This is a genomic window from Bacillus sp. FJAT-27231 (genome assembly GCF_001183975.1).
Classification (GTDB): Bacteria; Bacillota; Bacilli; order Bacillales; family Domibacillaceae; genus Pseudobacillus; species Pseudobacillus wudalianchiensis.
Genome location: NZ_LFZU01000001.1, coordinates 3,788,325 through 3,814,779, shown reverse-complemented (window position 1 = coordinate 3,814,779; position 26,455 = coordinate 3,788,325). Strand labels below are relative to the sequence as shown.

Sequence of the window (26,455 nt, the reverse complement as noted above, 5' to 3'; positions counted from 1 at the left end):
TAAGTAAAGTATAGTATTTTAGGTAATTTTTAGCCAATAAAATACAATAAAATTCATTTTTAATTATAAATATTTCATAAATATATATAATGTAACAAAAATATTAAAATGATTAACTGGAAAAAAAGTAGTTGAAAAATACTAACACTTTGGTAGAATGGAAATAGCTCAAATTACCGCCTAATCCATTTATTACATAACTATGAAATGATCGGATGGTAGAGCTCTTCAAAAATTAGGTAATGTTGTGAACTGATAGCCCTACGGCTATTTGGTTTCATGCATTAAAGAATGCTCATACAAAACAGGAGGAATTATTACATGGCTTACCAACCAAAGTCTTATCGTAAGTTTGTTGCAAGTGCAGCAACAGCTACTCTAGTAGCTTCTGCTGTAACACCAGCATTTGCAGCATCAGTGGAAGATTTCACAGATGTATCCAGCAAGTACAAAGAGGCAGTAGGCTTCTTAGTAAAGAATGAAATTGCTAAAGGGGTAACTCCAACTCAGTTTGGTGTAGCTCAAGAAATCAAACGTTCTGACGCAGCGGTTATGCTTGCGACAGCACTTAAATTAGATACTGAAAATGCTAAAGACGCAGGTTTTACTGATGTTCCTAAGCGTGCTGTAGGTGCGGTTAACGCTCTTAAAGCAGCTGGTATCGTTGGCGGTAAAACAACAACAAAATTTGGCTCTGATGACCAATTAACTCGTGGTGAAATGGCTTTAATCCTTGCTAAAGCTTATGAGTTAAAAGGCAAAGCTGACAATAAATTCACAGATGTGGGAGCTCGTTATACAGATGCTGTTTCAGCGCTTGTAGCAGCTGGCATCACTTCTGGTAAATCAGAAACAAAATTCGGTACAGCTGATCCAATCAAACGTGGCGAATTTGCGATTTTCGTGTTCAAAGCTGAAAATCCAGGAAAAGTAACTGCTCCTGAAGTAGCAGATGTAAAGGCAGTTAACGATACAACAATCGAAGTAACATTCGATGGCAAGTTAACAGCCGACCAAGTGAAGGAGCTTGAGTTCACTTTCGATCCTGCTTTAAAAGTAGAAAAAGTTGAATTGAAAGCAACTGCATCTGTTAAAGCGGCTGCAGAAGAAAAATCAACAGTTGTTTTAACAACTGAAAAGCAAAAAGAAGGCACTACTTACAAATTAACAGCTGTTAACGGCACAGACCTAAAAGCTCCAGTTGAAGTAAAACAACCTGAAGCTCTTACAGTAAAATCAGTAAGTGCAGTTAGCGACATTGAAGTTAAAGTAGGTGCTACTTCTGTAGAACTTCCTAAAACAGTAGAAGTAACTCTTTCCGATGATTCAAAAGCTACTAAAGATGTTGAGTGGGACAAAACTGGCCTTGACTTATCTAAAGCTGGTGAATACACACTTAAAGGTGATGTAGCTGACACTGATCTTGAGGCTTCTGTGAAGGTTGTTGTAAAAGCAGTTGCTGCTGAGGTAGTAAGTGTAAGTGCGATTAACGGTACAAATGCACCTCTTTCAGTTGAAGACTCAACTAGTGTGCCTGTAACTTCTAGCTTCAAAGTTAAGTTTAGTGGAAATGTAGATGAGAAAACTGTAAGCACTAACTCAATTAAATTGTTCCAAGGCACTACACAGATTCCAGTTGCTAGTCCAACTGTTAACTTAGACACTGTTGAATTCAAATTGCTTTCTCCTTTAGACAAAGCTTCAGATTACAAAATTGTGATCGAAGGTGTAAAAACAACTAATGGAGAAGCAGTTCAAAGCAAAACAATTTCATTCAAAACAGCAGATGAAGTTGGTGTAAGATCTGTAACAGTTGCAGGTGGCGGTCTTGCTAATGCTAACTTATATGACACAACTACTAATTTATCTTACAGATCGATTGAAGGTACTTGGACAGGGGCAAATACATTCCGTATTGCATTAGATACTGCTGTTGACCCAACTACTTTGAACGGTACAACTGTACAGTTAGTTGACTTGAAGTCTGGTAAAAACTTTACTATTGCTCCTACAGTATTAGCTGGAGCGGGAAATGAAAAGATAATCGACGTTGCAATTAAAGGGGACAGAGATTTCTTTGTTAAAGGCCAAGAATATAAACTAGTTCTTAAGGGAGTAAAGGCGCTTAATAATAAAGAAGTAACTCCGTTTGAACTAAAGTTTGTTTATAACGCTACTCGTCCAACTTTTAATTTAACAGCTACTGGTGATGAAACTGACGCTGTTTACCCTACGTTGAATGCGAATTTACAAGCGGTTAATCCATCTTTAGAAACTCAAGTGCTTCAGAGTGGTTCAGTACGTCAAGCTCCTAAGTTTGTATTCTCTTTAGGTACTAGTCAGCCGAAGTTAGACGAATCAACGTTAAACAACAGCTATATCTGGGTGAGAGAGAAAGACAAGCCAGAAAACAAAGTAGAAGTTGAATTCAATTATATTAAAGATGCTAACCGGTTAGAAATTAAACCTAAGACAGCATTAAAAGGTGACACTGACTATCAAGTTGTGGTTAGCCCGAATGTAAAAAATGAGTTTGGTGTTGCTAGAGATGTTGCTACTTCTCAACTACAATCATTTGATTTCAAAACTTTGGATATTACGGCTCCAACTGTAGTAAGTGTAAAAAGTTCATTAGAGGATGGAAGAGTAACAAACCTTCCTGTTGGAAAGCAGGTTGATTTAACAATTCAGTTCTCTGAAGAAATTGCTAACGTAACAGGCACAGATGTTGCTGGTGCTGGAACAACGATTGCGAACTTTGTAAATGGTAGTGCAGGCAAAAAAATCTTTATTGCATCGGTAACTAACGATGCTTCAGCAGTAACAGCGGCAACTGCTAACATAACTAATGTCCGCTTAGGTGCTGATAAGAAGTCAGTAATCGCAACTATTGATACTACTTCTGCAAATCCTGCAACTGTTAGAAATACAAGTTATAAAGTGACTATTGGGGGATATAACGCTCAAAAACCAAAAGGAACTCTAGGCAGCACAACATTAAGAGACGCAAATGGTGTTGCTCTTAACGATGATTATACATTTGTATTCGGTTTTGAAGGTGACGACAAAACAGCTCCTGTAGCAACTAGCATACAAGGAACAGTTGATGGAGATACATTGCAAACTCTTGAAGGGTTAACAAACGTTGATCCAAGTAATATCCGTGTGAATTTTGATTCCAAAGATGTAAATGATTTATCCGGTATTTATGTTAAACAAGGTGCGAGTAATAGAACAGTTCAAGTTAAGCGTAATGACAATTCTTGGGTAAATGTAAATGGTGGCACTTATACACTCGATAATAATGCAACTACTGGGGTATTCACATATGTTGGTGGCTCATCTTATGTAACCTTAAAGGCTCAAGGAACTACAGATGGAAGCGCAGAATTAGTTTTAGATAACGTCAAAGACACATCTAATAACACAATGTCACAGAAAAAAGTGTCATTTGTGGTAGGTGATGGCCCACGTGTAGCTAAAGCACAATTCGTTGATGTAGAGAAATTATCTTCTATTCCTGCTATTGCTTCTAATGTTGGAGCTGCTGTTGGAACACCTAACTTTAGTACGGTTGCGCCTACTGAGGGGGCAAAATCTGCAGTATTTATTCAATTCGGAAATAAAGCGGGTAATGTAATTGACAATGTTGATGTTTCAACATTCAAGAATAATATTACTCTTAAAGATTCTAAAGGCGCTGCTGTAGAATATGAAATTGATTCTACAAATCTCTTAACAGATGGTTATATTATCCTTGTGCCAAAAACTCCTTTAGCTTCTGGTAAAGCTTATGAGCTCACTGTTGCAAAAGGATTAAAAGATTATAACGGAAACCATTTGCAACAACAAGTAGATAAAGCACCTGTGGATTATAAAGCAACTCTAAACACAACAACTGCTGATGCAAAACCGGCGTTAGTAGGAACACCAGTTATTGATACTGCTACACGCACTATCACATTCACATTTGATCAAAATATTAAGTCTGTAGATAATATTCCTAACATTATTTTAACAGCTCCAAATGGCGATCAAGTAAATATTAAAAACGATGCTACACATGTCGAAATTGATAAGGATAATAAGAAAGTTGTAACTGTAACAGTTTATGAAGAGTTGCTTGCTGGTCTAAACTATAAAGGAACTCTAGAAGTTACGGGTGAAAACCAGAATGGTAGCGCTATTGGTAGTGCAGATATTCCGTTTGATGTATTATTGTCAAGCAAGTGGAAATCAGATGTTACTGAGCCGCTGACTGGAGTAGTATTAGGTAAACCAGTTATATCTGACTTGGAAGACGAAGCTGGAAGAGCTGCTGGCAACACAACTGCAGTTACTACTGATAACTCTGGGAAGTTTACAATTGTATTCTCGGAACCAGTGAAAGTTAACGATGTAAAATCTGCATTAAAAGCATATAATGCTACGACAGCAAAAGATGTAAATCTGTATAGCAGTTCCTTTACATCTGATGATGCGACTGATTTGATACCAAATGACGGATATGCATCTAAAATTACTGTTGATATACCGGGATCATTTACAACAGATACAGAATTAGTAATTTCATTTGCTAAAAACACTATTAAGGATATCGCTGGATTTGCAAATGAAGATGCACAAGACTTTAAGGTTACTTACACTGCAGCTCCAGTTCTATTAAATGGTCCTGTAGTAGTAGCTGATGCTAGCGTGACAACAGATGATACTAGCTTTGCTTTGACATTCCCAACAGATGCAGCTTATGCTTCAGCTATTACAGGTGTAAGTGTTGACGGTGTTTTAAAAACTGTTACTAGTGGTGATGTTGTTGTAACTCCAACTGGCGTTACAATTACTAACAACTTTACTACTCCAGGTAGCAAACCTATCGTAGTAAAAGCAACTGGCTATAATGATCGTGCCATAAATCAAACTGTAACAACAGGCGCTGTTGCTTCAGTTGCAATCTCAGGTGCTGACTCAGTTACTCCTAATGAGGCTGGTTTAGGTAGTATTACATCTACTTATACTGCTACTGTAAAAGATGCTGATAACAATGCAATTGCTGGTGAAGCTGTTACTTGGTCATTGCAGTCTCCAGTAGCTGGAGTATCTGTAAATAGTACTTCTGGTGTCGTAACGGTTGCAGATAAAGGAACTACAATTGCAAGTTCATTTGTATTAGTTGCAACTTCAAATAGTAGTGGTACTGTTGAAGCAACTAAAATCGTAACTATTAACCAATAATAAAACGAAACGTTACTTTATAAGTTCATTTATAGTATGAACGAAAAAAGTGGAAATTAGACCTCATGTTTTAACCCTACGGTTAGTAAAAACGTGGGGTCTTTTTCTAACTGTCCTGTCGAATAGATAGGTGGAATTCCTATTCATAAGAACAGCCTGTCATTATGTGCCTAATTCTCCTGCGTCCAGTGAGGTGCTAACAAGCTGAAGGGACGAAGTCAGGTGAAGTCGTACTCAAGAACTGAGGCGGGGTTCCTTAAAAGATGACTACGGTTAGGAAAACGAATCCATGGAGGCAGGATGAGGTAGTGCATGCTGCGAGATTGCTGTTAATTCATCATGCATCCCTGTGCTTGAGATAGCATAGCAGGCGATCAGCATAATTTAGGCTGTTAAACTGGTCGTTCTCATTCCTGAATAGTGGAAGCCTAAGGTCATTAAAAGAAGGGATAGACAGGACGGAACGTTTGAAGTCTTGCTAGAAGAGGTGGGTTAGCACCAGTGAAGCTAGTAAGATGGCAGCGGGTTCGTAGTAGTGTTGATCGCTGGCCGTTTGGACTTGTATGGTAACATATGAGAAGGATAAAACTAGTGGGAGCGAAGGGGCCCAGTCAGTAGTAGATTCTTTATGTAAACTTATTCCCTATATAAGTTAAAAAACAAAGGTAGACAACTCAGACAAGACATCCTGTTTGTTTGGTTGTTTACCTTTTTCTTTTTCTACTATTGGTGGATCGCCGTGTGCGGTGAAAGCCGCCTGCACGGTGAAGGCGTTAACGAAAGCCGGGAAGGTATAAGTGACGAATGGCACATGGGTAAATCCTCAAATTAGCAGTGCATCTTATTCAGATAGTTATCGTGGTGATCCGATATCCAATGGACAATTTATTGGGTGGAATGCTAAAAGTCAATATGGGTGGATCACGCTTAATTTTACGGAGCCACAAACCTTTGATTCTGTCAAAATTTCCGCTTATGGACAGCCAGCATCTTCTGAGACATATACACTTTACAAGGACGGAGGAATTAAAATTGGACAGTCCACACAAATGGTCAGTGAAGCTGGCTCGGCATTTGTGATTCCTGTAACTAGCGGAACCTATTCAAGTTTAACCATTTATGTTTCTGTAGGAGTGGGTCAATCTTGGGCAGAGATACAACAAGTGCTTCTTGGCTTTAACAACTGAAGTTTGTAAGGCGCGCTCTTTTTAGAGTTTTCTTCGTTGCTTTTTTGCTTATGAATGCAACGAACCATTTTTCAAGTATATATTATAATCATGAGCAAGCTTATCTAAGGTCCTAATTCCCTTGTGGAGTTAGGGCTATTTCTATTTTAGGAGGAATGCGGAATGATCACGCATGAAGAGCAAAAAGTGAAACAGATGGAACGGCTGGGCGTGAGGGGAAGCGAAAATAAGATACCAGCTAAACGGGTGAACATCGTTAGTCTAAAAATGGTTCGTGAGAAAAGCTTCTTGTATGCAGAACGCGCTGTGAGAAGTCCAGAAGACGGATACAGGTTGTTCAAACAGTTTCTAGGCGAATTAGACAGGGAGTATTTTGTGGTGATGTGCCTGGACACGAAGAATCAGCCGACGGCAATTAACATCTGTCATATAGGAAGTTTGAATGCTAGTATCGTTCATCCTAGAGAGGTGATGAAGGCCGCTATTTTGAGCAATGCTGCTTCTATTCTCTTGTGTCATAATCATCCCAGCGGGCAGTCAGACGAATCGAGAGAGGATGTAGAGGTCACCAAGAGATTAGTAGAGGCTGGCAAAGTCATCGGCATTGATGTAATTGATCATCTAGTGATCGGCGACGGAGAGTTTGTTTCTCTCAAAGAAAAGGGCTACATCTAAAGGAGGAGGAGAAAATGGACTGTGTAAACTGGTTCATTGAAGGTTACAAGAAGCTGACTGGTAAAACTATATGTGCAGAACAAGTTGGCTATGAAGCTGTAGAATTAGCTCAAGAAGAGATTGGCTATGAATTCATACCAGAAGAGGACTTGAGGAAACTACCCGATCCATTGCTTGTGGAAACATGCGTGTATGATGATGAAAACGGCAATGAGTGGATCGCTGGGATTGTTCTTTGCGGTGACCTGAATGCAGGAATTTACACGTTTTGGACAAGAAACGGGGAGGGCATCAGCCGACAATTTACAAGTGAATGGGGAGGAGAAGGGTTATGATCGAAGAAAAATATCATCGCATCGTTATTGATGGAACACCGTACTATCGTGAGTATTACATGGGGAGTGGGCGCTACGGCGACGATCTTTATACGGAGGAAGAGCTGGTTGAGCTTCTTTTAGAAGATGTTATAGAGGATACGATCGAAGTAGACCCGCACAAGGTTGAGTGTGCTATTCGAAGAATAGCGAATCATGACGATCGCAACCTGATACGAAATTACCTTCTGTTTTTAGAGCGCTTAATGGAAAATTAGATGGATACTCACGACATTTCTTGAGGAAATCTCACGACATTACTAAGTATAACAAAGTATAATTCTGTGAAATGCAGTCATTACATGAACTTCCAATAGAAATCATCCCAAAAATCTAACGGCATTATTATATTACTGTCGTAAGTGAGCGATTCACCTTGAAGGGAGGTGAAAAGAAATGTGGGATAAAATTATTATCACGACACTCATAGCTATTGCGACAGAAATCATTAAAGAACTACAGAAAGAGGACTAAAAATGAAGACAATGAATTTTATAATCAAAAATTAGAGCCATGGATGCATACAAAAAAGCATTCATGGCTCTTTTTACGTTAGGAGGAAGCTGAATGAGTGACTTGATTCAATCATTTGGACAATGGCTTACGGAAGAAGGAAGAGCCCTGAAAACGATTGAATCCTACGTTAGTGACGTGAAAGGCTACCAGCAATTCCTAAGTGAGAAGGCAGTAAATGAGCAACAGCCGCTTTCCCGCTTTTCTTTTGTACGCTATAAGCAATATCTCTTGGATCGGAAATTTGCTGTTTCGACAATTAATAAGAAAATAAATAGCTTGAAAGTGTATAACGACTTTCTAGAAAAGAAAGGACTCGTTCAGGAAAATTTTATTCAATTAAAGAGAGACCGAGTGCAGATTGCGGCAGGCAGTGAACATGTTGTTACTGCATTGTCAGAGGAAGAGGTAGAAAGGCTACTCTTTTACGCTGAAGATCAAACGAAAGTAAGTCAAAGAAATAAATTGATCCTTTATCTTCTGCTCTATACAGGGGTTCGAGTGAGTGAATTAACCCATATAAAAATAGAAGATATTGACCGGCTGACGGCCTCTTTAACGGTTCGTGGGAAAGGGGGCAAGATTCGTGAGATCAGTCTAAGGCAGGATCTTCTAAATTTAATTAATGATTACATGAAAGGAGAACGGTCTCATTCAAAGTTTACGGAAAGCGATTATCTACTTGTCAGCCAAAGAAGTCCCAGGTTGCATAGAGATGCTGTTCGTAACTGGCTAGCTATCTTATCGAAGGAGCTAGGAATCAAACTACATCCACACCTATTCAGGCATACCTTCTGTACACGATTACTGAATAAGGGTATAGACCTGACAACTGTCAGCAAGCTAGCGGGACACGCAACGGTTAACATGACAGCAAAATTTTATATTCAGACGACTAGAGAAGAAAAGAAAAACGCGGTGGAAAGGTTGTAGAGGAAATGAAAATGATTCAAGCACTGGCAGACATTGAAGCATTGAAAGTATTTAGCATACTGCCGCTACCTTATATAAAGGTAATAGAAGAACAGTTTTTGGAGTGGTACGAAGCAAGGAATAATGGAGAATCAGCAATGGTATTTCGACTACCAAGTGAATCCTGCCTGCTTCATTTGGAAGACGAGTCGGATACTCAGCTGCTGTTGAATCATCTGATAAAAGTAATATCAATTGATTATAAGGAAATAGAGGACTTGAAGTATTACCGGATGGAATTGCTAGATAATCATCAGCTGAACTTAATCTACTTTCTGGAAGGCACTCTCCACCCGCGATTAGAAAAGTGGCTGAGAAAATAAGGAGAGAGATTATATTTAAGAGAACAGCAAAGGGTGATTCATAGACAGGAGAAGTCTTTCGGAAGAAGGGAATGTTTCGTTTCGTTAAAAAGGCCCAGGTTGATCGAGAGAATGGTCTGATACATTGACTCAAGCGAAATAGGAACAATGATATTTTGGAAGACTACTAAGCTACCCTGGTTATTGAAAGAAGGTGAGCCACCAAGTGAGAGGATATGCTGATCAGCACGCTAGTAGCTTTCTTAATGATAGTTGCAAGTGAGATATGAAAAGAGAAAGCAGATAATTTAGGAAGATAGCTGTGCAGAAAGTCATCTAAGAAAGACCTTCTGCATCAGCTTTTTTTGAAGGATGTCCCACTGAAATAAAGTTTTTGAAATCAATTAGCTATCTGTCTCCTTTAACGCGATGAAATCACCTTCTATTAGTTGGTCCATTAATTTCATAAATCTCTTCTTATCTTGAACAGGAAAATACATAAGAACCTTACCTGATGGAGTCGCAAGCGCGCAGAATGGATCAAATAATACACTAAATACCTCTTCTAAATAAAGAGAGATAATAGGAGCAGTTTTTGGAGACGCTTCGATTATCCTTACTGCTAATGCTCCGGAATAAAAAGAAGCCTCGTCTGCAAGTAGTAATTTATATAATTGATTCTGTTTTTGTAAAAACTCACTTTCCTTAGTAAGAAGAATTGCTTTTGATTGTTTATTTTTTTTATAGCCTAACTCCTTTAAATCACGTGAAATTGTTGCGCGGCTAGTTTTGATACCATAGTCATTTTTTAAAATCTCAACAATATCACTCTGCGTCGGTTTGTTATAAATTTCTATAATTTCTCTTATCTTTTCCTGTCTTATACGTTTACTCAAATAATCGCCCTCTCTCCAAATTGTCACATTTTCGACACATTTTCGCAGTGTGCATCTCATTTATCTAAAATATCAGATTCACCTCATTATAGCGTGGATTCTTTGAAAATTATGATTTGGATAGATCTTCTTACCTAAAAGATGCAACATGAGAAAAATATGAACATTACTGATTATAATGAACAAATAGATCCGATGAAAGGCTTAAAATCAAAGTGGTTTTGAACAAAAATGGATTGATAGATGAACAATGTGCAATTATTATGTGGTTATCAGCTGAAAGAAAAAGCTGTCAAAAAAACAGAAACGGGGGAGAGAATATGCAGAAACTAGGAAAAAAATCATTGAAGAAGCCGATGAAAGGATTTTCAAAAAAAAATTTAAAAATACCACAGGATGTTGGGGATGACCGCTGTGAAGAAACAGACGAGCTAACTGTTAAAGAAGAAGTATTGGAAGAAGCTTTGTCAGAGAAAACACTTAAAAATGAGTTGGAGACTGTTTCATTAATAGAAGAAACCTTACCAACAGTTCCTAGTGTAGAAACTCCTATTCAAAGGGATGTATCTTGGTTGAGTTCTCTCGAAGAGATTGCTCCATCTGTAAGTCGCACAGATTCGGGAGAGGGAGTCCTTTCCATTGTAAACAGTAGCAACGGTAAACGGATGAAACTATCAAAGCCTATTTTAGAATTACTAGGCTTTCCTGAAAAGGTTCGCCTGATGATCCACGAGGAGAAAAAGCAATTGTACATCTGCCAATGTGGGGACGGGGAGAAGGGGCATGTTTTGAAAGGAAAAGACGTGAAAAATACTCTCTACTCAACAGACCTTGTTGAACGCCTCACACAACTTTTTGACCTGGATTATTCTTCTCGCACATCTCGAAAAATTGGATCAATTAAAAGTTCAGATGAAATTGATGAGCAAGTGATGGTTTGCATCCATTATCCCAGTCAAGATAAGTAAAAAAATATAAGTCATTTGAAATCACAGTTTACTTGCTAATTTTTGAAAAGGAGAATTTCTGATGGAACTATTTCCCGAATATAGCCCTTGTGAAGAGGCAGTTTCGTTGTTAGTCGAACGGGCTAATTTTCAGCCATTACTGATCTCCCGTGTTGTATTGATTGCTCATGCAGCTATTTGTAAAGAGCGTTTTGAGCTTACGAGAGTCTTAGCGATCTGCCAAGAAGCAATCGATTGTTATTCACACTTATTTAGTAATGTTGAATTGGATGGAATCGAAATTCAATTTTTATTCAAAAAGACGGTCAAACTAGGGAACCGAAATGAAATCTTGAACTTCGTTAATTTTTTTGAGTTTTTATTGCAAGACCTGTATGGAAAAGTTATTTACGGCTATGAGTTTGCTTAAAGCAATGAAAAAGATAGTCATGGTTTATAAAGCAGTATGAAGGCATGGACGGAAAATAAAAGTGAGGGGTGGCTGCCATTGCCCCTCATCTATAAAAAGGAGACCATTGATCATGATTAAAATGAAAGAGTGTTACAACTACGATTTGCTAAAGGACACAGAATTAACCACCTTACCAGATCCCCAGCAAACCATCCAAATTGGGAATTACATTGTGGAAAGAAATCGACTGTACGGCATCCAGGAAGATAAAGAGACAAAAAAGATTAACAAAAATCTAATTGGTGATCTAGTCTGGATTGACAAAGTGAAACGAAATCTGGAAAAAGGCATCATCCTATTTGAACTTCTCTACTACTCTCGTAATCAATACCATAGGGTAGCAGTTACCCGTGATATTTTTAACGAAAAAAACATCATGATGCTCACCGGGATAGGGGCTGATATTCGCCTTGAAAACTATAAGGCGGTAGTTCGGTTTCTCCAACAACAAGAACGTGAAATTCGTAAAACCTACTACCAACACACATCATTAGGTTGGGATCAGAAGACTGATTCACTCGTATATTACCATAGTGAAAGTTTAAAAGGCGCTTCTGATTCAGATACCCCTTCATCTTCATACAACGGTAGCCTAGCAATTCAACCACAAGGGAATTTGGAAGAGTGGAAAAAGGCCATTACTGAGCATGTCCTTGGTCACATCCCGCTTGAATTCGCACTTGTTTATGGATTTACTGCGACAATAAATGCATTACTGGCAAAGTGGCGCCCGATGGAAGTACTGATTACTCATATTTATGGAGAAAGCTCGACAGGGAAGACCACCGCCTGCAGATTAGCAGTGAGTTCATTTGGCAAACCGGGAAGTGACGGTCTTTTAAAAGCTTGGAACTCAACTTTTAATGCCCTGATGAAGATTATAGGTTCAAATTACGGTGTACCGCTTGTTTTAGATGAATCCAGCACAAAGACCAATTCTGACTTTACGTCAATTATTTATCAATTAGCGGAAGGGCGTGATAAGAATCGTCTTAATAGTGATATTGAACTTAGAGAGCAGGAGAAATGGTCTGGTGCGTTTCTGTCGACAGGCGAACATCGCTTGACGGAGAAGTCTAACAATAACTCCGGCTTGATAGTTCGTGTACCGGAATTTGGAAGCAAGCCTTGGACCAAGTCTGCAAGCCATGCGCAAGCAATTAAAAATGCACTAGAGGTCAATTATGGACATGCAGGACCGATCTTTGTCCAATATATCATCGATACATTTGATAAAGAAAAATGGCTAAATATGCTCGATGCGTGGCGTGATGAAGTATTGATAGCGATGGAGCATAAAGATTCATTCTCTGAACGAATAGCGGAAAAATATGCTGTCATTATGATGACAGCAGAAGTAATGAACGAATGCTTTGACTTTCAGATAGACATAGAGGGATTGTTGCATTTTATTATTGAGAATGATCGAGAAACCATGGTTGGTCGAACACTTGAATCAAAAGCTTTTGATTTGATTGAACAGCAGATCATCAAACATCAATCAAAATTCAATCAAGGTAAGGATGAATTTATTGGAAATGTTTGCTATGGATCAATCACGAAGAAATCGGATTATCTTGAAGTGGCTATTCTAAAAAATGTCATGGATGAATGGCTTAAAGAAGCTCAATTCTCCAGCACACAAGTCGTCCTCAAAGGATTAAAAAAAGAAGGTATTCTCGACCATGAACAAGGAAAGAACACAAGACAAAGAAAAATTCCTGTTTCCCAACAAGAAGAGCAAGGTGCGATGCAAGCCCTCCGCTTTGCTAAACAAACGGTTTATGTGTTGAAGGTGTCGAAGAATCTTTTAGAAGATGTCAAACCGTCTATTGACGTTTTATCAAAACCTTCTCTTAAGAAAAGGCTAACTAAAGAAAGATTTTCTTCACTAGGAATGAATACATTAGACCTTGATGACGAAGATGACTTTTTATAAAAGTGGAACGAAGTTGCTGAGTCGGTCCATAAGCGATTTAACAGCATGTATTACGTATATATTATGATCTTGACTCTATCTTGGGAGGGAACTAGTATGCTGCTAATGAATAGTTTAGAAGGATTTGAAACCCAATTGAGACACGCGAACAAAAGTGAATCGACTATCCGAAGCTATCTAATGAGTTGTAAACGATTCATTGATGTGGTCCAGGCCATCCACAATAGTCCCATCATGCTGAAACAAGTAAAAGAAGAAGATATCCAACACTTCCTGCATTACTTGAAACATGAAAAGAATTACAAACCCGCCAGCCTCAATGTTACTCTAAATGGCTTGCGCAATCTGTTCCAGTACGCTATGCGAAATGAACTGATTGAGAAAGATCCCACAAGGTATCTGGAGCCTGCCAAGGAATATAAACAGAAACGAGACTTCCTCACCATGAAGGAAGTTCAGACCCTGCTTGCTGCTATTGACCATGAATTAGGCGCTTTGGTAGTGAGGACACTGGCTTACACGGGACTTCGGATCAGTGAGTGTTTAGCACTAACTATGGACGACATCGATTTTGAAAAGGATCGCATATACGTTCGGAATGGGAAGGGAAACAAGCCGCGTACCCTTCCGTTATCGAAGGACTTAAAATCATTCCTACTGCAATATAAGGAAGGACCAAGATGCTACGTAAAAGATAGTAACTTCTTCTTTGCGACCAGTAAAAGCGGCAGAATCTCTGCTGTCTACATCAATCGCTTATTGACCGAAGCCGTGAAAAAGCTGAAGTGGAAAAAGCATGTCACTTGCCACACCTTAAGACACAGCTTTGCATCCCGGTTGGTGAAGAATGGAACAGGTTTGCCAACAGTGGCCGCTCTCTTAGGGCATTCGGATTTTCGGACAGTCACATCCGTTTACGTACACATTGAAGATGCCGAATTACAATCGGCTGTCGATCAGTTGACATTATAATAGTAAAGGAAGTGTTTCTAAGTGAATGCACTCATTGAAGTAGTTTCCCCTGAGGAGGATGAGCGTATCCACGTGGTCCTCACCAAACTGGCAAGCGGAATGGACCGTGATGCCTTAGCGAAAGAGCTGAATTATGCCAGTTACAAGTCCATGGACATGTACATGAGAAGAAAGGGGTATCGCTTTGATACTCGCAGCAAAAATTATATCCCACAGTTAGAGGAAGTATCGGTTGCAATCGACACTTCCAAAGCTTCCCGGATTGTACAATTACTTGCGAACATGCCGGATGATCCATTGCTTGTCTGTAGCAAGACTGGATTTCGAGATATGCAGGAAATGGGACAGTACATGAAAACTAAAGGCTACAAGTGGAACACGGAAAAGAGCAACTACGAAAAAGATCCTCAGTTGAATGACCCAAAACACCGATCGGACGTTCTCCCAACCGAAGACGCACAGGAAATAATAGAAATGTCATCACAACCAGAGTTATCGATTGCGCCGTATCTTCCGCTTCTAAAGATGCTGAAACATAATGAAGAAAGATTAACGGAACTGCTGATCCCTTACGGCAAAGGTTGCAGCATCCCACGTTACACAATCGAAGGTCTTGCCCAAACGAAGACTGTCCAAATGATTCATACCTTATCTACCATGGTCACGGATTTCGCGAAAGAGAAGAACATCAGCCAACGAGATGTCTTCGAAGTGGCACTAATTGATTTCTTTAGAAAGTATGGCTATGAAAAGGAAGTCGCTCAATTACTAAAAATCCGATAGGAGAAGCAGATCATACTGCTTCTTTTTTATCGGTTATCTATTTTCCGGAAAAACTGGAAACAAAACTCCGCACTAATAATTGTATACACTTCCAAAATTCCCACTTGCAGAAGCGGTAACTCGATATATTCCAACGAGTAGGTAGAAAAACCCCGAAACCCCGCATTTTTTTTGGGGATAAGCCTACTCGAAAAATATTACACACTCATTTCTTACTGTTCTATCTACCGGAAAAGTTAGTTTCTGTATATCCTGTTATCAATATAAGATATTTGATAGATAAATGCGTATGGGGCATACTCTTCATGATTCTTCCTTTAAGGGTTGATTGAAAAATCTGTGAATGTAATTTATATAAGAACTTTTTCAGCAATTTTGTAAAATCCTTTAGAGTTGTTTTCTGTATTTATATATTAATAATAGAATTTTGATTAGGAAATTTGTAAATTATGTACTTAATAATATTTTACTCTTTTATTCCATCGTTTGTATTATGTGAATGACCAATGCTCTTCTGAATAAAGCAAGGTGAAAGGATAACTTCTTTGTCGGTTTAACAAGGTGAGATTATATAATAAGTGATACGGTCACGATTTTAGTCAATATTCTAACCATCAAATAGAGTAATACATACAGACTCCTATCCAAAAAATACAGCCGATAGATGAAATATATACTTAATTTCTAGGAGTAGTTATTGAGAAATAGAATAGGTACCTTTTTAAGTAAATCACTTATAAATTCATTCAGCTCTTCTCTTCCAATTATTATTGTCCCCCGAAATTTATTCTTGTCGACAAAAGATAAGATTTTACAATAGATTCGATGACTACAAGGAGGAGGGGCCTTTCCAAAGTTTGTTAACATGATGAAACTACACAATCATGTAGTTAGAGGTGTCTCTGTCTAGAAAAATGCTAGGGATTTTGGATTTTTGCTGTAACTCCTTGGGACACATGGATTGGCGAAACCTAAACCTTGGGGTTTTTGTACCATTTGAGAAAAAAAGACTGGGATTTAGAGAAGTTGTTCCGAGGAAGAGTTGCCAGGTCTATTGGCTCTCTTTTTTTGATTCTGTATTGCTTTTCTTTTTACTGCAACATCTTCTATTGATTCTTTATCGAACATCTTTTGTAGGGATGAAGAAGTTCCTCAAACTCTTGATAGACATGGGTTTCTTGTCATCCTTTTTATTCCAAATTTTTAGTTGTTTTTGTGCGATTAACGCTAAAGGTGACAAAGTTGCTCTTGATGGTGCTACTGTTGGACGTAACGTATCATTTGAAATCGCTATTAATGAGTCATTAGATCCTAAAACAGTCAATACTAATACTATCAAAGTTTATAAAGGTTCAGAACTTGTAGCAATTGATGCTCCACAAGCTGATAATAAAGTCATTAAGTTCTCTACTTTATCAGTATTAGATTCTAACACTGAATACAAAATTGTATTAAATGGTGTTAAGACTCAAAAGGGCGCAGAAATCACTAACAAAACTGTAGCTACTTTCAATACGACAGCATCTGTTGTTGCTAAAAAGGTTCAGGTTACTGATTTGAACTTAATAGCTGGTGGTCCTGCTGCACCTGCGACACTTTACAATACTTCTACCACAGATGCTAATCCTTATATACCTGCAACTACAGAATGGGATTATGCTACTGGGACTGCTTCTGCTATCGTAACTGAATTTGACGAAGCAATTGACCCTGCGTCATTATCAGCATCTACCTTAAAATTAGTAGAAGTAGAAACTGGTAAAACTTTCGCAGTTGATTATACTGCTAGCTCTACATTACGTACTGTTTCATTGAAAATTGTTGATAATAAACACTTCTTAACACCTAAGAAACAATATAAAGTTGTTTACGATGGTTTAAAAACTTTAAGTGGTAAAAATGTTGATGCATTTGAATTAGCATTTGTATATCAAGCTAATAAACCTGCAGATATTACGAATGCCAATGTTTCAATTGCTAATGGAACATTAATCAGAAATCTTACTTCTGATGTCAATCCTAAACTAGACTCAGTTATGTTAGATTCAGGTTCTTCTAGTGACTATCATTTAGGAGTTAAATTCATTGCTGATTTCGGTGCTGGTGAAGCTAAATTAGATAAATCTACAGTAACTTCTGACTATTTCTTCATTCGTGAAGTGGAAACTCAAGAAAAAGTTGCTGTTAATGTAACATATAATGAAGCTGCAAACCGCGTTGAAATCGTGCCGACTAAAGATCTAAAAGATGACACAGATTATGAAATCGTTCAAAGTCCTTACGTTAAGAATATCTATGGTGTAACTGTAGGAACTCGTAATAGTGAAGAAAAAACAGTGAAATTCCACACTTTAGATGTTACTGCTCCAACTGTAACGGAAGTTACTAGTTCTACAGGTTCCTTAAATAACTTACCGTTAGATAAAGTAGTAAAACTTACAGTGAAATTCTCTGAAGAAATTTCAAATGCAACTTTAGCTTCTTTAGCTGCAGGTAATACAGCAGTAGATTTTGCTGCAGGTACAGCTGCATCCAATGTATTAATAACACGTTCTGATGATGATACTATTGGTTTGAACACAAACTTATTAGGTGCTACACCAGTTACAAGTGTAACTCGTGGTACTGACAATAAAACTATCATTATTACGATTGATGGTGCTAAAGCAGGTAATGATTCAAATGGTAAGAACGCCTTAACAGGTAAGTCATTCCGTACGACATTAGCTGGTTATACACCAGTACGTAAAAATACTGCAGGTAAAGTAATTACAGATGGGGCAGCAGTTCCAAACTCATTAGACCAAGATTATGTATTCTCATTCTCATTTGAAGGTGAAGATACAACTGCACCATCAATTACAAGTACAGAAGCTACTCAAGATGGCACTAAATTAGTTTCAGCTAATGGCTTAACAAACGTTAAACCATCATTACTTCGTGTATACTTTGATTCTAAAGACGTGAAAAATTCTTCAGTTTCTGGTGCTACAGTTAAGTCTTACCTAAATGGTGCTGCAGCAGGTACTGTGAGCAAAATAGGTTCTGTTGTTCAAACAGCGAATGGCTCTTATGTTGATTTACAAGTAACAGGCCTTACTCCAAATGCAGCAGGTCAAATTGAAGGTAATCTAGAACTTAGATTAACAGACATTGAAGATGCTGCTGGAAACAAAATGTCAACTAAGAAGGTTAACTTCTTAATCGGTAATGGTCCAATTGTAACGGATGTGAAATTTGTAGATGCTACTTCTGTAAACTACTCTGGTACTTCATATTCTAAAATTGGAGATGCAGCTGTTAAGGTTACATTCGATAAAGATAATGTTGATCGCTCTACATTAAAAAACATTAAATTGTATGATGGTACAACTGAAGTAGCGTTTGATATAGTAGATTCTTACTTAAACAATTCTGCTGATAAATTCGTTGTGTTATTACCGAAGACATCTTTAAAAGAAAATACAGCTTACAAAGTAGTTGTAGGTTCTGAGGTTAAAAATAATCTAGGAAACAAACTACAACAAGACAATACTAAGGCTCCAGCAGACTATAGTGTCCTGAAAACAACTGGTATTGTTACTGGTCCAAAATTAGTATCTTCAGCTTTAGATGCGAAAGCACGTACATTAACATTAACGTTTAATCAAGATATTGAGTCTGTTGACCCAACTAGCAACGTGGTGTTAAACGATATTACTGATTCTTCGATCGGCGATGCAAAATTATTATTTGATAATGTAAATAATGATACGAAAGCACCTGGCGCTGATGGCAAGGCAGATAATGTAAAGATTGATGGTAATAAAGTAATTATTACTATTTTCAATGATGCCAATGACCCGGCTAATGATGCTGTAATTAGAAAGGATCATAGCTATGCTAGTACAATTACTGTAGCAAGCAAAGCTGCTCCACGTACAAATAAAACAGTAGAATTCGACTTAGATTCTTTAGTTAAAATAAAGAGCGATGTGAATCAAACTCGTCCATCATTAGCTTCTGCTAACGTTTCAAACATTGTAGACGGTAAGTTCACAGTACAATTTAACGAATATGTAAATATTGATAGCGTTAAAGCTGCACTTAAATTAACGAATGTTTCTACTGCAAAAGCAGTAACATTACTTGGTAGCACTATAGTTCCAAAAGATATAACTGATATTGATGGTGGTGTATTCACTGGAGATGCTAAATATCTAGGTGATGATGATGACTACGCTAAAACATTCGAAGTGACTATTCCAGGTTTCGGTGGTACAGAAAACTCAGCTTCACACCAATATGCGCTAGAAGTTGCTAAAGAGTCAATCACTGACTACGTTGGATTTACAAATGAAAAAGCATTTGACAAAGTATTAACAGCAACTACTCAACTTGCTCTTGATACTCAAGCTGTAGCAGATGATAAAGCATTGGTTAATGTTTCTCCATTAACTAACTTAACTGCTAATCCAGCTATTACACCAGCAGGTACTCTTACTAATGGTTCAACATTAGCTTGGACTGGAGCAACTGGTGCAATTACTACAGCAGGTGTCATTACTCGTGGGGCATACAATCCAACTGAGCTTGTTGCAGCTACTACAACAGCAGCAACTTTAACAGGAACAATTACTAAAGGTGCTGCTTCGGATACTAAAGTATTTAACTTAACTGTTAAAGATTTAGCTCCTGCAGCTACTGGTACGGTTGCAGGTGGAATTGAAGACTTCGCTAGTGGAGTCGCATTATCAGGTTTAGATATTACAATCAATAATGATGATGCTACTCCTGCTCCAATTACTGGTTTAAATCTTGCTTCAGCTGGTTTAACTTTAGGAGCACCAACAAATCTTACTGGTGACTTGACAGGGCAAACAATTGCTATTACAGGTGGAAATTTAACAATTGCTAGTTTATCATCTGGTGATACAGGAACATTTGATTTACCAGTAACTGATGCAGCTGGACGTACATTTACGTTAACTGTTACAGTAACACAATCTTAATAATTAAACGAAACGTTACTTTATAAGCTAGTAATCTAGTGAAAGAAGTGGAAATGATGCCTCATGATGATAATGACTTTGAATAAAGCATTTCTATCATGGGGTGTTTTTTCTAACTGTTACTTCAATTTATTGGGTGAAATCCCTCAATTATGACAACAGCCTATTGTCATGTGCCTAATCCTCCTGCATCCAGTGAGGCGCTAACAAGCCGAAGGGGTGAAGTCAGGTGAAGTCGTACTCTAAAGAGGCGGGGTTCCTTAAAAGGTGGCTATGGTCAGGTAGACGAATTCATGTAGGCAGGGTGAGATAGTAAATGCTAAGAAAATGCTAGGTTGTTAGTGTTTACCCTTGTATTTTTGATAATACAATTGGCGATTGGAACAATTCAGGCTGTTAAACTAGTCGTTCTCACACCTGAATAGTGGAGACCTACGGCCATCAAAAGAAGGGATAGAAGTAATGGAACGTTTGAAATCTTGCTAGAAGAGGTGGGTTAGCACCTGTGACGCTAGTAAGATGGCGGCGGGTTCGTAGTAGTGTTGATCGCTAGCCGTTTGGACTTGTATGGCAACATATGAGAAGGGTAAAACTAGCGGGAGCGAAGGGACCTAGTCAGTAGTAGACTCTTTATGTAAACTTATTCCCTATATAAGTTAAAAAACAAAGGTAAACAACTCAGACAAGACATCCTATTTGTTTGGTTGTTTACCTTTTTTCTTTTTTCTACTGCTGATGGATCGCCGTGTGCGGTGAAAGCCGCCTGCACGGTGAAGGCGTTAACGAAAGCCGGAAAGGTATAAGTGGCGAATGGCACATGGGTAAATCCTCAAATTAGCAGTGTAACTTATTCAGATAGTTACCGCGGTAATCCAATATCCAATGGGCAATTTATTGGGTGGAATGCTAATAGACAATATGGGTGGATCACGCTTAATTTTGCGGAGCCGCAAACCTTTGATTCTGTCAAAATTTCCGCTTATGCACAGCCAGCATCTTCTGAGACATATACGCTTTACAAGGCCGGAGGGATTAAAATTGGACAGTCCACGCAAATGGTCAGTGAAGCTGGCTCGGCATTTGTGATTCCTGTAACTAGCGGCACCTATTCAAGTTTAACCATTTATGTTTCTGTAGGAGTGGGTCAATCTTGGGCAGAGATACAACAAGTGCTTCTTGGCTTTAACAACTGAAGTTTATAAGGCGCGCTCTTTTTAGAGTATTTTTCATTGCTTTTTTGCTTGTGAACGCGACGAACCATTTTTTAAGTATATATTATAATCATGTATACGCTTATCTAAGGCCCTAATTCCATTTCGGAGTTAGGGCTATTTCTATTTTAGGAGGAATATAGAATGAACATGTATAAAGAGCAAAAAGTGAAACAGATGGGTGTGAAGGAAAGCGAGAAGAAGATACCAGCTAAACGGATGAACCTCGTTAGTCTAAAAATGGACCGTGAGAAAAGCTTCTTGTATGCAGAACGTGCTGTGAGAAGTCCAGAAGACGGATACAGGTTGTTCAAGCAGTTTCTAGGCGAATTAGACAGGGAGTATTTTGTGGTGATGTGCCTAGATACGAAGAATCAGCTGATAAAGATTAGTATCTGTCAAATCGGCAACCTGAAGCAATACAGTGAAAGTAATGCCTCTTGTGGAACTTTATGGTTATCATCATGAGGTGTTTCTTCTGAAAGAGAGGATTTATCATCCCTCCTGAAGTTTGTAGGTGTTGTCGAAAGACGAGTAGGGGCAAAAATCCTTATGGCTCCTTGTTTTCTTTTCGCCATAAAGCTCGGATAGATAATAAAGGTGAAATAGGGATATAGTGAACTGGCCCGATAAAGTTAGACGCAAATGTCAAATAACTTCCAAGACCTGAGATCGATATTCTACCGGACTCGGATCGTTTAATTTTGCTTTTCTTCGTTTGTGATTGTAATAAGGAATAAGACTAGCATGTGAATAACACAGAATGTAACAGTTTGAAAATGAGGACTAATTTTTCTAAGGGGAAAGAACCATAATTGGGAGTGAGGTAGAAATGAGAAAAATCTTTGTCATTTATGAAATATGCGCATGGGATTTGTTTGGAATTAGAGAAGATAACTAGATGTTAGGGAAGCTAACTGCTAAGCCTATTTTCATATTTTAAGGGAGCCATTTTGTAAAATTTGAAAATAGGCTTATTGATTATTTATTAAAGTTGAAATGTATGTAATCGATCATTGTCGTTTTGTGTACAATTTTTATGAGTTTGTTCTTAAAGTAGAAACTAACGACTTAGCTATTTACTCTTATTTAAAAAGATTAAATGTATAAAATGTGACGGAAAAGTTACAAATATCACTTTGGAGAGGGATTATATGGGTACTATTTTAGGGGAAAAAGATTGATAAAGTATATATTTTCCTACTTTTGTCCCTTTTTGTAATATTACACGTTTAAGTATAGAAAGCAAGGGGTAGAAGAACGATGGTTGGCTATTTTACCATATTCGTCAAAAAATGGAGGTGTCATTCAAAATTTTACATCAATGGAAGCACTACATAATGTTATTAAATGTAAAAAAATCTATTAAAATCTAAAAAATGAGTAAAATAGTCTTATCATATGGAATAATTATCTTGTTTCATGGAAAAAATTTAAGGCTTTTGGTATTTGTGTAGATTCTAACAATTGTGGGAAAATGTAATCGTTCAAGTTAAAAAAATGGAGGTATGACATAAATGGCTTTCAAATCCAATAATTACCGAAAATTTGTCGCAGCTTCTGCGACGGCAACTCTTGTAGCTACAGCAGTATCACCAGCATTAGCAGCTCCAACAAGCGCAGCAGCATCTTTCACGGATGTGTCAGATCGTTACAAGGAAGCGGTTGATTATTTAGTAGACCACAAGATTACTATTGGTATCACACCAACAAAATACGGCACTCAAGAAAATATCAAGCGTGTAGACGTGGCAGTTATGCTAGCAAAGGCAGTTTTAACTGAAGGCCAAATCGCTGATGCGAAAAGCTCTGGCTTCACGGATGTTCCAGCTCGTGCAAAGCTTTATGTTGATGCTCTTAAAGAGCAAGGCATCGTAAATGGTAAAACAGCTACATCATTCGGCGCAGATGCTTCCATCACACGCGGTGAAGCAGCACTTATGCTTGCAAAAGCTTACAATATCGAAGGCAACGTAGATAATGTGAAATTCACTGACGTGTCTTCTCGTTATAAAGCAGCAGTTGCGGCTTTAGTAGATAACGGAATCACAACTGGTAAATTAAACAACCGTTTCGGTACAGCTGATCCGATCACTCGCGGTGAGCTTGCGATCTTCCTTCATAGATTGGAAATGTTAGTTAAAGATACAAAAGCTCCAGTATTGAATTATAACGGAGAAAAAACAATTAACGTTGAAAATGGTGCCGAATTCCCGCTACCTGAAGTAACAGCTACTGATGATAAAGATAAAGAAGTAAAAGTAACTTATGTTATCAAAGATGCTGAAGGTAAAGAAGTACAAGCAATTGATACAAAAGTTGCTGGTACGTACACAATTACTTACACAGCTACAGACAAAGCTGGCAATAAAGCTGAAGAGCTTGTTATCACAGTTAAAGTTGGCGAAGCAGCAGCTGTTGCTCCTACAGTTACAGAAGTAAAAGCAGTTAATGATACAACAATCGAAGTAACATTCGATGGTAAGCTAACAGCTGACCAAGTGAAAGACCTTGCCTTCACATTTGATCCTGCTTTGAAAGTAGAAAAAGTAGAATTGAAAGAAGACGCATCTACTAAAGGGGAAGCAGCAGAAAAAACAACAGTTGTTTTAACAACTGAGAAACAAAAAGAAGGTACTGCTTACCAGTTAACAGCTGTTAATGGTGCAGAGCTTGAAGCGCCAATTAAAGTAGAAGCTCCTGAAGTTGTTGCTCCAGTGGTAGAGTCTATCAAAGAGATTACTACAACTGATGTTACAGTTACATTTGACAAGGCATTCGGCACTGCTGGTGAGCAAACTATTACTCTAGTAAAAGGTGACAAAGAATACGAAGCGAAAGCAAACGTAGCTGCAGATGCTACTACTGTTACATTCAAGTTCACTACTGCTTTAACAGAAGATGGTGTCTACACAGTTAAAGGTACAGACGTAAAAGCTACTCTAACTGCATTTAGTAATGCAGCTGCTGTGAAAGCTGTGAATGAAGCAACAAACCAAGTTCAATTGCTTGATGCTTTGAAAAATAATGTGTTCAAAAACATTAATGCTGACCTTATTGCGGCTTACCGCAACGTACTGGGTGCAGGTACTCCTGCGAAAGCAACAGTTGCTGAAGTGCAAAAGGCAGTTGATACTGTGAATGCAGTAACGGCTGTAAACGCAGCAACTACAGAAGTTCAATTGCTAGCTGCTCTTAAAGCCGGCGCTGAAAATGGCGTATTTACTGGTGTAAGAGAAGAGTATATCTCTACTTATGCAAATGGAATCATTAATAACGATGTAAAAGAAACAGCTGCTCAAATCCAGGCAGTTATCACAAATGCAGCTGAGGCCGTAGTAACAAACGCAGTGAATGCTCTGACTACAGCTGAAGGTGCACCGACAGATGCAAATCTTGCAGCAGCAAGAACAGCTGTAAATGCAGTTCCTGCTGACCTTGTTGATGCGGACGGCAAAAATGTACTTGAAGGCTTGAAAAAACGCCTTGCAGACGTAACTGTAGTTAATGCTGTTCAAGCTGCAGACGCAGTTAGCCAAGTTCGCCTCCTTGCAGCTCTGAAGGAAAATAACTTTGCACGTGTGAATGATGATTTAATTGTTCAGTATGCAACAGCAATCACTCCTTCTACTCTTACAGTAAAAGCAATTCAAGCTGCTATTGATGCAGGTAACCTTGAAGCTGCTACCACTAAAGTAACAGCTTTATCAAATGCATCTACAGAGGCACAATTTAACGAAGCAAGTGCATTACTCAAAAACCTTGCTCCAGATGCGGAAGGCCAAACAACTGTAGCAGATTTAAATGCAACATTTAACTTACAAAAAGCTTTAGCTCAAGTAGGTACGTTAAATGCAAATTCTACTGCTACTCAAATTAATGCAGCTCTTACAGCTCTAGACAAGGCTTCTGAAGACTTTGACGCTACTACAATTGCTCCAGAATTGCGCACTCGCATTGCAACTGACATTGGTACAGCATTCACTGCTAATCCAGCTAGTGTTAACACAGTAGCAGAAATTCAAGATATTGTTGTAAATGCAGCTCTAGGTAATATTGCAGATTTAACTGCTCAAAGTTCAGATGCTCAAGTACTAGCAGCTTTACGTGCACTTGCCAATGTATCTACATTGGACGCTGAAATTATTAATCCTAATTTAGCGGCACAATACAAAACAGCACTTGTAGATTTTACTGCGACCGGAAATCCGGCAAATGATTTAACAACTGTTAACGACGCTGTAGTAACTGTAAATGACCCTAGTGCTGTTCTCAATAGTATTGCTGGGGCTTCAAATCCAACTGATGCAGAATTGCTTACTTTATTAAATAATGAAGTTTTAGCACTTAAAAATGTTGCTAATGCAAATGTAGCAGCTTATCAAACTAATTTAGAAAGTATTAAAGCAGCTATTGATAGTGCTAACACAAATGACGAACCAGGCATTCAAGTAGATGAAGCTGGTGCGGCTAGAACGGCATTAGTAGAAGCAATTAATGAAATTAACAATCTAGTAGATGCTAACGCTGCTTCTTCAGCTACTGCACTACGTACAGTTCTTAACCGTGTAGCTGTTCAAGAAGGGCTTACAGATTACATTGACCTTAATTCTACTGCTAAACTAGAAGTAGCTGCCGCAGTTCTTGCTGACCGTCCAACTAACGGTTACACTAGTACAACTGCATTAACTACTGCTGTTACTAATGAGGTTACTGACCGTACTACATTATTCACTAATGCTGCAGGTGTTAACTTAGGCTCAATCTCTCAAGTTAGAACAGCATTAACACAATACGAGTTAAAGGCATTTACAGATTTAGGTGCTGCTACTCAAGTAGAAGTGGCTGAATATCTTGTAGCTAATCGTCCAGCAGTTGTGACTGCAGAGAATGGTGCATATGTATCAGGTGGTTATACTACAATCGCACAAATCGAAGCAGCTATTGCAGCCGCTCAAAAATAATTTATAACAATCTGTTATAATGAGA

The 26,455-nt window shown here is 38.3% G+C and carries 18 protein-coding genes; 16 read left to right on the top strand and 2 right to left on the bottom strand.

From position 1 onward, the window contains the following. Positions 1–321: 321 nt before the first annotated feature. The 7 genes from AC623_RS18280 to AC623_RS18250 all read left to right on the top strand — a co-directional run bounded on the left by AC623_RS18280 (position 322) and on the right by AC623_RS18250 (position 9,276). Positions 322–5,232 (top strand): S-layer homology domain-containing protein, encoded by a 4,911-nt coding sequence (locus AC623_RS18280; RefSeq protein ID WP_049665201.1) that lies wholly within the window; start codon positions 322–324, stop codon positions 5,230–5,232. Between the two features lie 797 nt (positions 5,233–6,029). After that, positions 6,030–6,419, top strand: coding sequence for a hypothetical protein (locus AC623_RS18275; RefSeq protein WP_049665197.1), 390 nt, complete (start codon positions 6,030–6,032; stop codon positions 6,417–6,419). A 162-nt stretch (positions 6,420–6,581) separates the two neighbouring features. Then, positions 6,582–7,094 (top strand): JAB domain-containing protein, encoded by a 513-nt coding sequence (locus AC623_RS18270; RefSeq protein WP_049665195.1) that lies wholly within the window; start codon positions 6,582–6,584, stop codon positions 7,092–7,094. Positions 7,095–7,108: 14 nt separating this feature from the next. Then, a complete protein-coding gene (locus tag AC623_RS18265; RefSeq protein ID WP_049665193.1) occupies positions 7,109–7,429 on the top strand; it encodes a hypothetical protein in 321 nt (106 codons plus the stop codon). Then, positions 7,426–7,686 (top strand): hypothetical protein, encoded by a 261-nt coding sequence (locus AC623_RS18260; protein WP_049665190.1) that lies wholly within the window; start codon positions 7,426–7,428, stop codon positions 7,684–7,686. Before AC623_RS18265 ends, AC623_RS18260 begins: the two co-directional genes overlap by 4 nt. A 349-nt stretch (positions 7,687–8,035) precedes the next feature. Then, positions 8,036–8,914, top strand: a complete 879-nt coding sequence (locus AC623_RS18255) for a tyrosine-type recombinase/integrase (RefSeq protein WP_049665188.1) — start codon at positions 8,036–8,038, stop codon at positions 8,912–8,914. Positions 8,915–8,919: 5 nt separating this feature from the next. Further along, on the top strand, positions 8,920–9,276 hold the full coding sequence (locus tag AC623_RS18250) for a hypothetical protein (protein WP_156187082.1): 357 nt from the start codon (positions 8,920–8,922) through the stop codon (positions 9,274–9,276). A 383-nt stretch (positions 9,277–9,659) separates the two neighbouring features. Here AC623_RS18250 and AC623_RS18245 read toward each other — a convergent pair whose 3' ends face one another. Next, entirely contained in the window at positions 9,660–10,151 is a 492-nt protein-coding gene (locus AC623_RS18245; RefSeq protein WP_049665182.1) for a hypothetical protein, read from the bottom strand. A 320-nt stretch (positions 10,152–10,471) separates the two neighbouring features. Between AC623_RS18245 and AC623_RS18240 the strand changes: the two genes are divergently transcribed. The 8 genes from AC623_RS18240 to AC623_RS18205 all read left to right on the top strand — a co-directional run bounded on the left by AC623_RS18240 (position 10,472) and on the right by AC623_RS18205 (position 21,934). Next, a complete protein-coding gene (locus AC623_RS18240) occupies positions 10,472–11,119 on the top strand; it encodes a hypothetical protein (RefSeq protein WP_049665180.1) in 648 nt (215 codons plus the stop codon). A 61-nt stretch (positions 11,120–11,180) separates the two neighbouring features. After that, positions 11,181–11,528, top strand: a complete 348-nt coding sequence (locus AC623_RS18235; protein ID WP_049665178.1) for a hypothetical protein — start codon at positions 11,181–11,183, stop codon at positions 11,526–11,528. Positions 11,529–11,640: 112 nt separating this feature from the next. Beyond that, the gene (locus tag AC623_RS18230) at positions 11,641–13,509 is read left to right on the top strand and encodes a DUF927 domain-containing protein (protein ID WP_049665176.1); all 1,869 of its coding nucleotides are present in this window, start codon (positions 11,641–11,643) and stop codon (positions 13,507–13,509) included. Positions 13,510–13,605: 96 nt separating this feature from the next. Beyond that, the gene (locus AC623_RS18225; RefSeq protein ID WP_049665173.1) at positions 13,606–14,481 is read left to right on the top strand and encodes a tyrosine-type recombinase/integrase; all 876 of its coding nucleotides are present in this window, start codon (positions 13,606–13,608) and stop codon (positions 14,479–14,481) included. Positions 14,482–14,502: 21 nt separating this feature from the next. After that, on the top strand, positions 14,503–15,264 hold the full coding sequence (locus tag AC623_RS18220; protein WP_049665171.1) for a hypothetical protein: 762 nt from the start codon (positions 14,503–14,505) through the stop codon (positions 15,262–15,264). A 914-nt stretch (positions 15,265–16,178) separates the two neighbouring features. Continuing rightward, on the top strand, positions 16,179–20,255 hold the full coding sequence (locus AC623_RS18215) for an Ig-like domain-containing protein (protein ID WP_156187081.1): 4,077 nt from the start codon (positions 16,179–16,181) through the stop codon (positions 20,253–20,255). Between the two features lie 803 nt (positions 20,256–21,058). Beyond that, positions 21,059–21,448 (top strand): hypothetical protein, encoded by a 390-nt coding sequence (locus tag AC623_RS18210; RefSeq protein ID WP_049665166.1) that lies wholly within the window; start codon positions 21,059–21,061, stop codon positions 21,446–21,448. A gap of 162 nt (positions 21,449–21,610) precedes the next feature. Beyond that, positions 21,611–21,934 carry a JAB domain-containing protein gene (locus tag AC623_RS18205; RefSeq protein WP_049665164.1) on the top strand — a complete coding sequence of 108 codons (324 nt, stop codon included), beginning with the start codon at positions 21,611–21,613 and terminating at the stop codon, positions 21,932–21,934. Between the two features lie 180 nt (positions 21,935–22,114). On the opposite strand, the gene AC623_RS22450 is transcribed toward AC623_RS18205, so the two are convergent. Continuing rightward, positions 22,115–22,204, bottom strand: a complete 90-nt coding sequence (locus AC623_RS22450) for an IS3 family transposase (RefSeq protein ID WP_442853581.1) — start codon at positions 22,202–22,204, stop codon at positions 22,115–22,117. A gap of 779 nt (positions 22,205–22,983) precedes the next feature. Between AC623_RS22450 and AC623_RS18200 the strand changes: the two genes are divergently transcribed. Then, positions 22,984–26,430, top strand: coding sequence for an S-layer homology domain-containing protein (locus tag AC623_RS18200; protein ID WP_049665162.1), 3,447 nt, complete (start codon positions 22,984–22,986; stop codon positions 26,428–26,430). Positions 26,431–26,455 lie beyond the last annotated feature (25 nt).